Source organism: Pseudomonas sp. NPDC089758 (assembly GCF_044748705.1).
GTDB lineage: Bacteria > Pseudomonadota > Gammaproteobacteria > Pseudomonadales > Pseudomonadaceae > Aquipseudomonas > Aquipseudomonas putida_X.
In genome coordinates this window covers 175,168-189,301 of record NZ_JBIVGN010000005.1, presented here as the reverse complement: position 1 = coordinate 189,301, position 14,134 = coordinate 175,168, and the positions used below count along the sequence as shown (strand labels likewise).

The window sequence follows — 14,134 nt, the reverse complement described above, 5'->3', positions numbered from 1 at the left end:
CTTGAAGTGTAGGTAGTCGCCCGATGACGCGGCCGTACTGTGTTCACCCTGCAGCAGTTGCGACAGCCCGAACAGTTACACCGAGATCACAATTCAGGATTACATCTAATGCCAGACGTCTATTGCCCACGAGGTAGGGCTTACAACTTACCCGGCCCAAACATTCCAGCCAAAACGGATGGCATCACAGCTCAACTGGACATAGCACCCACCCATGTGAGTAGTATCTACATGGAGCTCACCAGAAAGACGATAAGAATCAGAGGCTACTGGATTCTAACAGGGATCATAACGACGCCACTGAGCCTCTTCGTAATAGGCTGGGCGACCCTGGAAGCATTGACCTCACCGTCACAAACAGCCTTGGAAACGACTGCAATCGCCCTTTCCACATGCCTTTTATGTTATTGGCTCATAATCCCATACATAAGAATGGAAATAGAAACACCGTGCAACGAACCTATTCGCTTCAACAGGGCTCGTCGAAAGGTCTACTTCTACCAGTACCGATTTGATCGACTTAACCCTTTAGGCAAAAGAAATTGGGGAGTTAAACCTGTCGCTCACAACTGGGATGATCTTACAGCAGAGGTCTATCGTATCTACAGACCCATGGGGGGCGGCGGACTTATTGAAAACATCCTGTTATCAGTTCGCAACCCGGAAACTGATGAGGTAATCGACCGGGTATTTTTTTCCTGTGATCTCGAACAAGGGAAGCAGTACTGGGAGCTTGCGAAGCTTTTCATGCAGGAGGGTATCGAAGCTATTCCAGCATTCGTGCATAGCTCCGTTGACTGGAATACAAAAGACTTTTCCAACCCGTTCGAACGCCTAGCCCCCAAAGTCCAATGGCCCCCCGAAATGGATCTTGAATCCCGCACCGCCCCCGGCCAAGGAGAACAACCATGAATCCCGTCGTCCTGGTAGATCACCGCCATGACTGCCCAAAACATCGCATTGGCGTAGTGGAAACAGGCAGCGCCGACTACGCCTTCAATGGCAAGGCCGTTGCCCGAGTGGGCGGCCGGATCAGTTGTGGTGCGGTGATCACTGATGGTTCGGCGGGTTATCTGATCAAGGGCACAGAGGTCGCATGCGAAGGAGATCAGACGATCCACGATGGGGGTCGCCATTACTGGCCTCATCGCGGGCAAGCCCGCCTCTAAGGCCAGCGACAAACCTTTACGAGCGGGCTTGGCCGCGACGAGGTTTGACCTATTGCCAGAGCGCGACATCCCAAGTGCATAGGCCGAAATTTAACCACAGGAAGTTAACATATGACGTTGCCCGGAAGATCTTTCGGCTGGATATATGACTTACCAGCCCCGTCCACCCCTTTAGATTTTCGCCCAGTGATAGAAAGATCTCTAACACCACCAAGCCATGTTGACTCAATATACATTGAGCTTCCGAGATCACTATTCAAATTCAGAGGCTACAACCCTATTGTAGGCGGCTCACTCATGCTCGCGGGGTTAATTATGCTCATCTACTTCATCTACGACGATTTCACCTCCCCCACCAGAGCAGACGTTAGCGGACTACTCACAATTGCAGCCACTTATGCAATTTGTTTCTTCATCACATTTGCGTACATACGCATGGACCTTACATACCCTCGCAACGAGCCTATTCGATTCAACAGGCGCCGCCAGAGGGTTTATTTCTATCAATACAGACATGATCGACTGCACCCCTTTGGTCGGAAAAACTGGGGCGTTAAACCTGTTGCCTACGACTGGGAACAGCTTACCGCCGAAGTCTATAGTGTTACTGCCCCAATGGGATACGGTGGGCGAGTTGAAAAAGTCATGATCTCAGTCCGCAAACCCGGCACCGACGAAGTGATCGACCGCGTTTTTTTCGCCGGTAATATTGAACAGGGCAAACAATTCTGGGCACTTGCGAGAATTTTTATGCAGGAAGGCCCGGACGCCCTCCCAACATTTACCCACGCGCCTACGGACTGGAACAGTGATGATCTGCGCAACCCATTTCATCGTCTAGCGCCCAAAGTCCAATGGCCCCCCGAAATGGACCTGGAATCCCGCACCGCCCCCGCCCAAGGAGAACATCCATGAATCCCGTCGTCCTGGTGGGTCACCGCCATGATTGCCCGATACATGGCATTGGCGTAGTGGAAACAGGCAGCGCCGAATACACCTTCAATGGCAAGGCCGTTGCCCGAGTGGGCGACCGCATCAGTTGTGGTGCGGTGATCACCGGTGGTTCGGCGAGTTATCTGATCGAGGGCAAAGAGGTCGCACGCGAAGGCGATCGGACGGACCACGATGGGATGCTGGTCGAGGGCGATAGTGATTGGCTAGTTGAATGACTGGGCTTGGTGTTTTAGGTCGCCAGTGCTGGCCTGATCGCGGCAAGCCCGCTCCTACAGGCCAGCGGCAAACCTGTACGAGCGGGCTTGCCCGCGATGAGGCCAGCCCGTTCAACGCACGTCCGGACACCTCACACTGTATCCACCTTCAACGAATGGTCATCCAGCATCCCGTTGATGATGGTCGCCGTGTCATGCCCCGCCGATACCACTCCCCCTGCCCCTGCCGACACCCCGTAATGCTGAGCCAGGTCTACGCCAGCCAGGTCGATGGTCTGTACCGGCGCAGCGCCCGCCACACTGCTGACCTCGATGGTCGAGACCACATCGGCCCCTGTGCCGCTGACCTTGAAGTGCAGGTAGTCGTCCAATGACGCGGCGGTGCCGTGTTCCCCCTGCAGCAGTTGTGACAGGTCGAGCTTATCGCTGCCCGGGGTGAAGTCGGTGACGGTGTCATGGCCCGTGTCGCCTTTGTGCCAGACGAACGTGTCGTTACCGTTGCCGCCGGTCATGCTGTCGTTGCCCGGCCCGCCGATCAGGATGTCGTTGCCACCCCCACCCTTGAGCACATCATTGCCCGCGCCGCCGTCGAGCACGTTGTCGGCGCTGTTGCCGATGAGGGTATCGCCGTAGTCCGAGCCGACCAGGTTGTGGATGCCGTTCAAGGTCTCCACACCGGCACCACCGGTGTCCTGCGCGCCTTCATGGCTCAGGTCGATTGTTACCGCGGCCTTGGCCTGCGCGTAGTTGGCAGTGTGGCCGTCGTGCTCATCGCCGGCAGGTGCAGGCGCCTGCAGCGATGCGATGTCGACCGGGCTGGAGAGGCCCGCAGCGGAGTGCTCAGTTCCGCCATTGATGTGCGGCGCCGCGGCCTGCGCATAGTCCACGACCAGGCTCAGCTTGTAGCTTTCGCCCGCCTTGCCCGCCCCCGTCGGGTCGCTGGCATGGATGCTGTACACCCCGTCATGGCTCGCCGTGAAGCTGCCACCGGCGGCAATGGGCTGGTAACTGCCACCGGCGTCCTTCCACTCCAGCGCCAGGTTGCCACCGTGCTGGTCGTGGTCGAGCTGCAGGGTCTCACCCTTGCGCAGGCTAACGTTGATCACCTCTTCGGCATTGCCTTGCGCCGCGGCCGCGCCTGTGGCGCCGAGGTAGCCGAGCACCACCAACGCTGCAGTCATGCTGCTGGCATCGAGGGTGAACGCGCCGCGATCGATCACCCGCTGCCCCTGCGCCCTGCCATAGCCGTCAGCACATTCGGACATCGAGCTGTCGTGCACATTGATGGTAATGGTCGCGGTGCTCTCGTCGCCGTCGCCATCGCGGAGGGTGTAGACGAACGTGTCGATGGCATCGCGCGGCGCAGCAACGTTCGGGTCGGAGTGGTAGACCGCGTTGCCCTGGGCATCCAGGGTGAGGTAGCCGAACTGGCCTGCCACATGGCTGCCCAGCTGGCCGATGGCCGAGGTGGAGGTGTCATGGCCGGCGCGCACGCCCACCACGTAGCCGCAGTCGGCGGGCAGATCGGCACCGATGGCGTCGTTGTACAGCACGTTGCCCCGCACCTCATCGCCTTTGCTGACACTCACGGTGTCGCAATGGGCCTGCGGTACGTCGTCGACGATGGTGATGTTGACCGTGCTGGTGGTCCAATTGCCCACCGTGTCCTCGACCCTGTAGGTGAAGGATTCGCTCACGGTAGTGGCGCCATCGTTGCCGTGGGGTTGGGAATTGGCTGGCGAGGTCAGCGTGTAGGTGTAGGAACCGTCTGCGTTCAGATGGATCTGGCCGTACTGGCCGACGGCGTGCCCGATCAAGGTGTAGGTCAGTGCCCCCACTCCACCCCCCACCTGCCCGACCAGGCTGCCGGAGGCGGTTTCCGCTGTCGAACCTGGGTCACTGCCGTTGACGCTACCGGCCGCCAGGTCATGGCCGTCCTTGTTGAGGTCCAGGGCTTTCTCGAACACGGTGACGCCGCCATCGCCGCATGGGTGCAGCGATTTGTCGTGCACGTTGATGGTCACGGTGGCGGTGCTTTCGTCGCCGTCGCCATCGCGCAGGGTGTAGACGAAGGTGTCGATCGCGTCGCGCGGCGCCACGGCATTGGGGTTGGCGTGGTACTCCGCGTTGCCCTGGGCATCGAGGGTCAGGTAGCCGTATTGGCCGTAGACGTGGCTGCCGAGCTGGCCAACCGCCGAACTGGAGGTGTCATGACCGGCGCGCACCCCGACCACGTAGGCGCCGTCGCCCAGGGTGTCGGCACCGACCACGTCGTTGTACATCACGTTGCCGCGCACGACGTCGCCTTTGGCCACGCTGACAAAGTCGCAATGGGCCTGCGGGACGTCATCGACGACGGTGATCTTGACCGTGCTGGTGGTCCAGTTGCCCACCGTGTCCTCCACCCGGTAGGTGAAGGATTCACTGACGGTATTGGCGCCGTCGTTGGCATGGGTCGGCGAATGCGCCGGCGAGGTCAGCGTGTAGGTATAGGAGCCGTCAGCGTTCAGGTGCAACTGGCCGAATTGGCCGACGGCATTGCCGACCAGGGTGTAGGTCAACGCCCCCACGCCACCAGCGACTTGCCCGACCAGGCTGCCGGACGCAGTCTCGCGGGTTGAGCTGGGGTCACTGCCAGTGACGCTGCCGGCCGCTAGGTCGTTGCCATCCTTGTGCAGGTCCAGGGCGTTCTCGTACACCCACACGCCACCGTCACCGCACGGCTGCAGCGCCGGGTTGTGCACATTGATGGTGAGGGTCGTGGTGCTCTCGTCGCCATCGGCATCGCGAATGGTGTAGACGAACGTGTCGAGCGCATCACGCGGTGCCACGGCATCCGGGTTGGAGTGGTACTGGGCATTGCCCTGGGCATCGATGGTCAGGTAACCATACTGGCCATGCACCTGGCTGTTGAGCTGGCCGATGGCAGACGTGGAGGTGTCGCTGCCGGCGCGCACGCCGACCACGTACTGGCCGTCGCCACGGGTGTCGGCACCGACCACGTCGTTGTACATCACGTTGCCGCTTACCACGTCGCCCTTGTACACACTGACGAAGTCGCTGTTGGCGGTGGGCACGTCGTCGACGATGGTGATGACGATGGTGCTGGTGGTCGAATGGCCGGCGGAATCCTGCACCTGGTAGGTGAAGCTTTCCGTCAAGGTATTCGCGCCATCGTTGGCATGGGTCGGCGAATTCGCCGGTGAAGTCAGCGTGTAGGTGTAGGACCCATCTGCGTTCAGGTGGATCTGCCCGTATTGGCCTACAGCGTTGCCGACCAAGGTGTAGGTCAGCGCGCCAACGCCGCCGCTGGTGGAGCCGGCCAAGGTGCCGGCAGCTGTTTCCTGCGGCGAGCCGGGGTCGCTCCCCGTAACCGTGCCTGCCGCAAGATCGTTGCCGTCCTTTTGCAGGTCCAGGGCCTTCTCGTACACCGTCACATCGCGGTCCTCACAGGTCATCAGTGCACTGTGCACGTTGATGGTGAGGGTGGTGGTGCTTTCGTCGCCGTCGGCATCGCGGAGGGTGTAGACGAAGGTGTCGACGGCATCACGCGGCGAGGCAACGTTGGGGTTGGAGTGGTACTCGGCATTGCCGTAGGCATCGATGGTCAGGTAGCCAAACTGGCCATTGACCTGGGTGTTGAGCTGGCCGATGGCAGAGGTCGAAGTATCGCTGCCGGCGCGCACGCCGACCACATACTGGCCATCGCCTCGGGTGTCAGCACCGACCACGTCGTTGTACATGACGTTGCCGCGCACCACATCGCCTTTGTCAACGCTGACGAAATCGCTGTTGGCGGTGGGTACGTCGTCGACGATGGTGATAACGATGGTATTGATGGCCGAATTGCCCAGCGAATCCTGCACCTGGTAGGTGAAGGTCTCGGTCACGGCATTCGCCCCATCGTTGGCATGGGTGGGCGAATTGGCGGGCGAGGTAAGCGTGTAGGTGTAGGAGCCATCCGCGTTCAGCTGGATCTGGCCGTATTGGCCTACGGCATTGCCCACCAGGGTAAAGGTCAACGCGCCCACCCCACCGACCGTAAGCGTGCCGGACGCCGTTTCGTGGGTCGAGCCAGGGTTGCTGCCGGTGACCGTACCTGCCGCCAGGTCGCTACCGTCCTTGTGCAAGTCCAGCGCGTTTTCATACACGGTCACATCACGGTCTGCACAGACGATCAGACCGTTATGCACATTGACGGTAATGGTCGTGGTGCTTTCGTCACCGTCGGCGTCACGGATGGTGTAGACGAAGGTGTCGATGGCATCCCGGGGCGAGGCGATAGCGGGGTTGGAATGGTATTCCGCGTTGCCATAGGCATCGATGGTCAGGTAGCCGTACTGGCCGTTCACCTGCGTATTGAGCTGGCCGATGGCCGAACTGGAGGTATCGCTGCCAGCACGCACACCTACCACATACTGGCCGTCGCCGCGGGTATCGGCGCCCACCACGTCGTTGTACATCACGTTGCCGCGCACCACGTCGCCTTTGAAGACGCTGACAAAATCGCTGTTGGCGGTGGGCACGTCGTCGACGACGGTTATGACGATGGTGCTGGTGGTCGAATTGCCCAGGGAGTCCTGCACCTGGTAGGTGAAGGTTTCGGTCACGGTATTGGCGCCGTCATTGGCAGGGTTCGGGGAGTTCGCCGGCGAAGTCAGCGTATAGGTGTAGGAGCCATCAGCGTTGAGCTGAATCTGGCCGTACTGGCCTACGGCATTTCCGACCAGTGTGTAGGTAAGCGCACCTACCCCGCCGCTGGCTGAGCCGACCAATGTACCGGATGTGGTTTCCTGGCTCGAACCCGGGTCGCTGCCCGTGACATTGCCGGCGGCCAGGTCGTTACCGTCCTTTTGCAGGTCCAGGGCGTTCTCGTAAACCGTGATGTCACGGTCTTCGCAGGCCATCAACGAATTGTGCACATTCACGGTTATGGTCGTGGTGCTTTCGTCGCCATCGGCGTCGCGAATGGTATAGACGAAGGTGTCTACAGCGTCCCGTGGAGAAACGACACTGGGGTTGGAGTGGTACTCAGCGTTGCCCTGGGCATCGATGATCAGGTAGCCGTACTGGCCGTTGACCTGGGTATTGAGCTGGCCGATAGCCGACGTGGAGGTATCGCTGCCGGCACGCACGCCGACCACGTGCTGGCCGTCGCCGCGTGTATCGGCACCGACCACGTCGTTGTACATCACATTGCCGTACACCACACCGCCTTTATCCACGGCGGCGTGATCGTCATGAGCCTGAGGCAGGTCGTCGATTATGTTGACGTCCAGGCTGCCGGTCGCGGTGCTGCCATCGACATCCTTGGCGATCACTTGGAAGTGCTCGCTCAGCGAGTTGCTGCCCGCGCCGTCGGCATGCTGCTCTGCACCCGTCAGCGTGTAGCTGTAGCTCACCACGCCCGTCGCCGGGTCATACCCGGTCACGGTCAGGGTGTTGCCTTCAGGCGTGACAATCGACTGCGGGAAGCCCGCCACCACGCCACCGCTTACTACGCTGATGCCACCCACGCTCAGGCTTTGCAAACCGTCTGGTGCAGTGACCTTGAAGGTACCCTGCTGGGTCAGGGCGCCGGCATCGGGTGCGCTGCCGTCCTGCAGGTTTTTCTCGTAGACCGTCAGCTCGCCACCCTGCACGCCAAGGCCATCGAGCGAGACCGGGTCATTGAGGTTGGTCACGTTCAGCGTCAACGTCGCGCTGCTGGTGTCGCCGTCGGCGTCCTTGATGGTGTAGTTGAAACTCTCCACGCCCTGGCCGCCGCCGCCCAGGTTCTTGAAGTCCGGGTCGCTGGTGTTCAGTGTGTAGGTGTAGGAACCGTCTGCGGCAAGCACCAAGGTGCCGTAAGTACCGGTGAAGGTCCCAGCGATTACCGGGCCACCGGGCACACGGTCGGCGCCCTGTATGTCATTGCCCAGTACATTCCCGGTCAGTGCGGTGTGCTGTTCGGTGGCGGCAACCGTATTGCTGTCATCCACAGCTTGGGGCACATCGTCACGGATGGTCACATCCAGGCTGCCGGTCGCCGTGCTGCCATCGACATCCTTGGCGACCACTTGGAAGTGCTCGCTCAGCGAGTTGCTGCCCGCGCCGTCGGCATGCTGTTCTGCACCCGTCAGCGTGTAGCTGTAGCTCACCACGCCCGTCGCCGGGTCATACCCAGTCACGGTCAGGGTGTTGCCTTCAGGCGTGACAATCGACTGCGGGAAGCCCGCCACCACGCCACCGCTGACCACGCTGATGCCACCCACGCTCAGGCTCTGCAAACCGTCTGGTGCAGTGACCTTGAAGGTACCCTGCTGGGTCAGGGCGCCGGCATCGGGTGCGCTGCCGTCCTGCAGGTTTTTCTCGTAGACCGTCAGCTCGCCACCCTGCACACCCAAGCCGTCGAGCGAGACCGGGTCGTTGAGGTTGGTCACGTTCAGCGTCAACGTCGCGCTGCTGGTGTCGCCGTCGGCGTCCTTGATGGTGTAGTTGAAACTTTCCACGCCCTGGCCGCCGCCACCCAGGTTCTTGAAGTCCGGGTCGCTGGTGTTCAGCGTGTAGGTGTAGGAACCGTCTGCGCCGAGCACCAAGGTGCCGTAAGTGCCGGTGAAGGTCCCGGCGATTACCGGGCCACCGGGCACACGGTCGGCGCCCTGTATGTCATTGCCCAGTACATTCCCGGTCAGTGCGGTGTGCTGTTCGGTGGCCGCAACCGCATTGCTGTCATCCACAGCTTGGGGCACATCGTCACGGATGACCACGTCCAGCGACCCTTGGGCGACATCGCCGTCACTGTCGCTGACCAGTACCCGGAGATGTTCGCTCTGGGAGTTGTTGCCCGCGCCGTCGACGTGCTGCTCGGCACCGGTCAGGGTGTAGCTGTAGCTCACCACGCCCGTGGCAGGGTTATACCCGGTGATGGTCAGGGTGTTGCCCAGGCCTGTGGTTATCGATTGGCCAACACCAGTGACCACACCAGCCGTAACCACGTTGATGCCACCCACACTGAGGTTGTACACCCCGTCTGGCGCCAGCACGGTAAAGCTGCCTTGCTGGGTCAGGGCTGCGGGGTCGCTGGCCGAGCCCAGGGGCAGATTGGCCTCATCCAGCGTCAGTTCGCCAGGGCTCACATCCAACCCGGAAAGCTCTACCGGGCGGTCTTCATCGATGGGCGTGACGGGTGGATTTGGCTGCTCCGGCGGACTGGGCGGCAAGCCCCCGTTGCCTGCGTTGTCAGCGCCAGATTCGTCACCCACATAGCGGTTGGCCAATTCAGGAATGCCATTGAAGCCAGCCGTGGGAAAGCCCACCACCGGGTCAACCCGATCCGCCACTTCGGTAAGCATCACAAAACTGTGGCCACCGCCCAGTGCCCCTGGCGCGCCATTGCCACCATTACCAGCGGCAGGCGCTTCAGTGCTGACACTGGGGTCGTCGCCGGCGGCAATCGCCCGCTGAATACGCTCGACGTCGCTCAATTGCGCCTGGCTCGGCGCAACATCCTGCGTCTGAACGTGGGCTGGCTGGTTAGCCAGGAGTTCGTGGGTCATCACAAGGCTGCTATCGCGGCCGAGTGTCAGCTCGGCGCCGTTATCCAAGCGCACAGCCACGGCGCCGGCGACACCCGTTTGCAACTGCTCGCCCGCGTACAGGCGGTCACCTTCGATCAGAAGACGCTGGCTGCCATCGCTGCCAACGGCGAATACCTGCCCCACCACCTTGCTGACCACACCGACTGACTTAGCCATGAGCGCACGCCTCCCTAACCGATTGGCTACACAGCCAACAACATGGCAGAGGGAGGTCAACGGCTTCGCGTCCGTCCGATTGTCTCAACCGTGAGAATCGTGCGCGAAGGTCACTGATTTGGCGATAGTAACAATGTGAATTTGCCATCAGTTGATGCCAAATTTTTGTCGCCAAATTCCGCTTTTACCTACCTACCCCACGTCCTTAGCCATAAAAACTCTGGAACTCTTTGCGATGCAGGAAACTCGCAGGCTACAGCGGCTTCCCAAATCACTTGGGTAAAACAATGTCTTGGTTTCGATAGAGCGCATAAGTTTTTTTTCGCATAGGGCTTATGAAAAAATCTTCTTAGCTCGCGCGCTAAATGTTCTTAGCTCAGTTGTTACAAACATGAAACGGTTTTAACTAAAAAAATCGTCATTTTTTTGGCGAATAGCAGGACCATTTTGAGATCAGGGAGAAGTACCCCATGCGCGTTTTCAACCCCATCACCAGTGCAATTCTGTTGGCCATGGCGTGCGCCAACGTTCAGGCGATGTCACTCACCGAGGCCGTCCAGAGCGCCGTGGACTACCACCCGGAAATAAGCTCCAACCGTAACAGCCGGTTATCCGCCGACGAGGACGTGAAATTCGCCCGTGGCGGCTACTACCCAACCGTCGACCTGGTAGCCGGGTACGGTAGGCAGCGTTCGGACAACCTCAACACCCGCGGCCTGAACCCTGACGGTACGCGCAACCACAACAAAGAAACCCTGAACTACACCCAGTCGGAGTTGCGTCTTCGGCAAATGATCTTCGATGGTTTCAACACCGCCAACGAAGTGGGGCGTACCGAGGCGGTAGCGACCTCCCGCGCCTACTACACACAGGCCGTCGCCCAAGATGTCGCCCTGCGCGCCATCGAGGTGTACCTGGAAGTGCTCAAACGCCGCGAGTTGGTGACCCTGGCAAAGAACAACCTGCAGGCGCACTTGCGCGTCAGCGACCAGATAGGCCTGCGTAGCGAGCGGGGCGTGGGCAGCACTGCCGACCTTGACCAATCCCGCGCACGCCGGGCTCTGGCGGAAAACAATCTGGACACCGCCGAGGTCGACCTGGCCGATGCCGAAGCCAATTTCTACAGCGTGGTCGGCCGCCTGCCGGATGAGCTGGAAGGCCCGCAATCGGTCAAGGTGCAAATGCCGGGCACGCTGGACGAGGCGCGCGAAGGCATGCGCCAGAACAACCCCTACCTGAAATCTGCCCAGGCCGACGTCAATGCCGCCGAGCAGCAGTACGAAGTGGCCAAATCACCGTTCTACCCGCGCCTGGACGCGGTGCTGGCCACCGGCGCCAACAACAACCTCGGTGGTGAAAAAGGCCACAGCAACAACGACTGGCAGGCCGGCGTAGAACTCACCTACAACCTGTTCCGCGGCGGCAGCGACAAGGCCCGCCTGCAGTCCGACGCTCACAAGATCAACCAGGCGCTGGACATCCGCAACAACGCGTTGCGCGAGCTGACCGAAAACCTCAGCCTGGCCTGGAACGCCATGAACAACGCGCGTAAGCAGACCCCTACCGCCCGCGAGTACGCAGAAACGACGCAGCGTGTGCGCGCCGCTTATCAGGACCAGTTCGGCCTGGGCCAACGCACCCTGCTCGATGTGCTCGACAGCGAGAATGAGCTCTACAACGCCAACCGCCGTTACACCGAGGTGCGTTACACCGAGGAGTACTCGATGTATCGCGTGCTGGCGACCATGGGTGAGCTGTTGAGCAAACAGCGTATTTCGCTGCCGCCGGAGGCCATTGCCAACAACGACGTACGCATCGAAGCCAGGTTGCCTGACATGCGTTGAGCCAGTCGCACGCAACTGGCACGCAGTACCGCACCTCACCCCTAATACCGTGGCGGGAGTAGTTCATCGTGACCAGTATGCAAAGCGCACAACCGCGCCCCGATATCGATGACCCGCTGCTCGATGGCCTGCTGATCCTATGCCACCTGCATGGTCGGCCGGCCAGCCGCGCCAGCCTGAGCAGTGGGCTGCCACTGTTCCAGCAACGCCTGGGGGCGGATTTGCTGCCACGCGCTGCGGCGCGTGCCGGTTTGCAAGGGCGTGTGTTGCAGCGTGAACTGGAGGCCATTTCGCCGCTCAACCTGCCGGTGCTGCTGTTGCTCAAAGACGGCCGCAGCGCCGTGCTGCAGCGCTGGGGCGAAGATGGCCGGGCGCTGATCCTGCCCTGCGAGGCTGAAGGCGGCGAACAATGGGTAGAGCGCGAGGCGCTGGAACAGGCCTACGCAGGCCACGCCCTGTTCGCACGCCCCCGTCATACCCTGGAGGAGGTCCGCTCGCCACTGCTACCGCGGGTCGAGGCCTGGTTCCGCGATACATTGCGCCATTCCCGCTGGCTGTACGGCGATGCGTTGCTGGCCAGCCTGCTGATCAACCTGCTGGGCCTGATGGTGCCGCTGTTCGTGATGCAGACCTACGACCGCGTAGTACCCAACCAGGCTCTTTCGACCCTGTGGGTGCTGGTCGCTGGCCTGTTCATCGGCACCGCCTTCGAGCTGGTGCTGCGCATGGTCCGCGCCCACCTGCTGGACCAAGCCGGCAAGAAGACCGACCTGATCCTCTCCGCCGCCCTGTTCGAACGCATCACCGGCATGGCGATGAAGGCCAAACCTGCCAGCGTCGGCGGCTTCGCCCAGAGCATCCACGACTTCCAGGGCCTGCGCGAATTCCTCACCGCAGTCACCCTGACCAGCATCATCGACCTGCCCTTCGTCGCCCTCATGCTACTGGTGATCGGCCTGCTGGGCGGCTGGCTGGTACTGATCCCGCTGATCGCCTTCCCGCTGGCGGTGGGCTTTGCCCTGCTCATTCAGGTACGCCTGCGCGACACCGTGCAAAAAAGCCTCAGCCTCGGTGCGGTACGCCAGGCATTGCTGATCGAAACCCTCGGTGGCCTGGAAACCCTCAAGGCCTGCGGTGCTCAGAGCGAGCGCCAGTACCAGTGGGAACACACCAATGGCGCCATCGCCCGGCTCGACGCCCACGCCCGCAACCTGTCGTCGCTGGCGAGCAACGGCACGCTGTTCATCCAACAGTTCTGCGGCATGGCCACCATCGTCGCCGGGGTGTACAGCATCATCGCCGGTAACCTCAGTGTCGGCGCCCTGGTCGCCAGCTACATGCTCGGTAGCCGAGTACTGGCACCGCTCGGCCAGATCGCAGGGCTGATCACCCGCTATCAGCAAGCGCAACTGACGATGCGCAGCACCGATGCCCTGATGGCCCTGCCGCAAGAACGCCAGGCCGAACAGCAAGCCCTGGAACACACCGCCCTCAAGGGCGGCCTGACCCTCAGCCATGTCAGCTTCCGTTACCCAGCACAGATCGGCCCGGCACTGCAGGATGTCAATGTGACCATCAAGCCGGGTGAGCGGATCGGCATCATTGGCCGCAGCGGCTCGGGCAAAAGCACCTTGGGCCGGCTACTGATGGGCTTCCATCACCCAGAAGAAGGCCAGGTGTTGCTGGACAACCTCGACCTGCGCCAACTGGACATCGCCGACCTGCGCAGCCAGCTTGGCTACGTGGCCCATGACCTGCCCCTGCTGGCCGGCAGCCTGCGTGACAACCTCACCCTCGGTGCCCGCCACGTGAGCGATGCGCGCATGCTCGAAGTGGCCGAGCTGACCGGCGTCAGCGAGCTGGCCCGCCAGCACCCGCAGGGTTTCGACCGCCCGGTGGGCGAACGCGGCCAGCTGCTCTCCGGCGGGCAGCGCCAGGCCGTGCTACTGGCCCGTGCGCTGCTGCTGGAGCCGCCCATCCTGATCCTCGACGAACCTACCAGCCACATGGACAACAGCAGCGAAGAGCAACTGCGCCAACGCCTGCTGAACTGGGTGCCTGGCAAGACCCTGCTGCTGGTCACCCACCGCACCTCGATGCTGAGCCTGGTGGACCGCCTGCTGGTGCTGGACAACGGCAAGATCGTCGCCGACGGGCCCAAGGATGCGGTCATCGATGCCCTGCGCAAGGGCCGCATCGGCGCAGCTCTCTAGGAG

Annotated in this window: 7 protein-coding genes; 6 read left to right on the top strand and 1 reads right to left on the bottom strand. The window is 61.4% G+C overall.

Translation table 11 applies throughout. From position 1 onward, the window contains the following. The first annotated feature begins 108 nt into the window (after window positions 1–108). The 4 genes from ACIPZH_RS09230 (at window position 109) to ACIPZH_RS09215 (ending at window position 2,338) form a co-directional block, all read left to right on the top strand. Window positions 109–912: a DUF6708 domain-containing protein gene (locus ACIPZH_RS09230; protein WP_400636001.1), complete on the top strand. Its 804-nt coding sequence runs from the start codon at window positions 109–111 to the stop codon at window positions 910–912. Beyond that, the gene (locus tag ACIPZH_RS09225; RefSeq protein ID WP_400636000.1) at window positions 909–1,169 is read left to right on the top strand and encodes a PAAR domain-containing protein; all 261 of its coding nucleotides are present in this window, start codon (window positions 909–911) and stop codon (window positions 1,167–1,169) included. Before ACIPZH_RS09230 ends, ACIPZH_RS09225 begins: the two co-directional genes overlap by 4 nt. 315 nt (window positions 1,170–1,484) lie before the next feature. Next, complete coding sequence (locus tag ACIPZH_RS09220; protein ID WP_400635999.1) at window positions 1,485–2,084, top strand: DUF6708 domain-containing protein; 600 nt, start codon at window positions 1,485–1,487, stop codon at window positions 2,082–2,084. Next, entirely contained in the window at window positions 2,081–2,338 is a 258-nt protein-coding gene (locus tag ACIPZH_RS09215) for a PAAR domain-containing protein (RefSeq protein WP_400635998.1), read from the top strand. The genes ACIPZH_RS09220 and ACIPZH_RS09215 overlap by 4 nt, the downstream gene beginning before the upstream one ends. Before the next feature lie 131 nt (window positions 2,339–2,469). Here the strand turns inward: ACIPZH_RS09215 and ACIPZH_RS09210 are convergent, their stop codons facing one another. Then, window positions 2,470–10,074 carry a retention module-containing protein gene (locus ACIPZH_RS09210; protein ID WP_400635997.1) on the bottom strand — a complete coding sequence of 2,535 codons (7,605 nt, stop codon included), beginning with the start codon at window positions 10,072–10,074 and terminating at the stop codon, window positions 2,470–2,472. Window positions 10,075–10,544: 470 nt separating this feature from the next. Between ACIPZH_RS09210 and ACIPZH_RS09205 the strand changes: the two genes are divergently transcribed. Beyond that, on the top strand, window positions 10,545–11,918 hold the full coding sequence (locus tag ACIPZH_RS09205; protein ID WP_400635996.1) for a TolC family outer membrane protein: 1,374 nt from the start codon (window positions 10,545–10,547) through the stop codon (window positions 11,916–11,918). Between the two features lie 77 nt (window positions 11,919–11,995). Beyond that, window positions 11,996–14,131: a type I secretion system permease/ATPase gene (locus ACIPZH_RS09200; protein WP_400636086.1), complete on the top strand. Its 2,136-nt coding sequence runs from the start codon at window positions 11,996–11,998 to the stop codon at window positions 14,129–14,131. Window positions 14,132–14,134 lie beyond the last annotated feature (3 nt).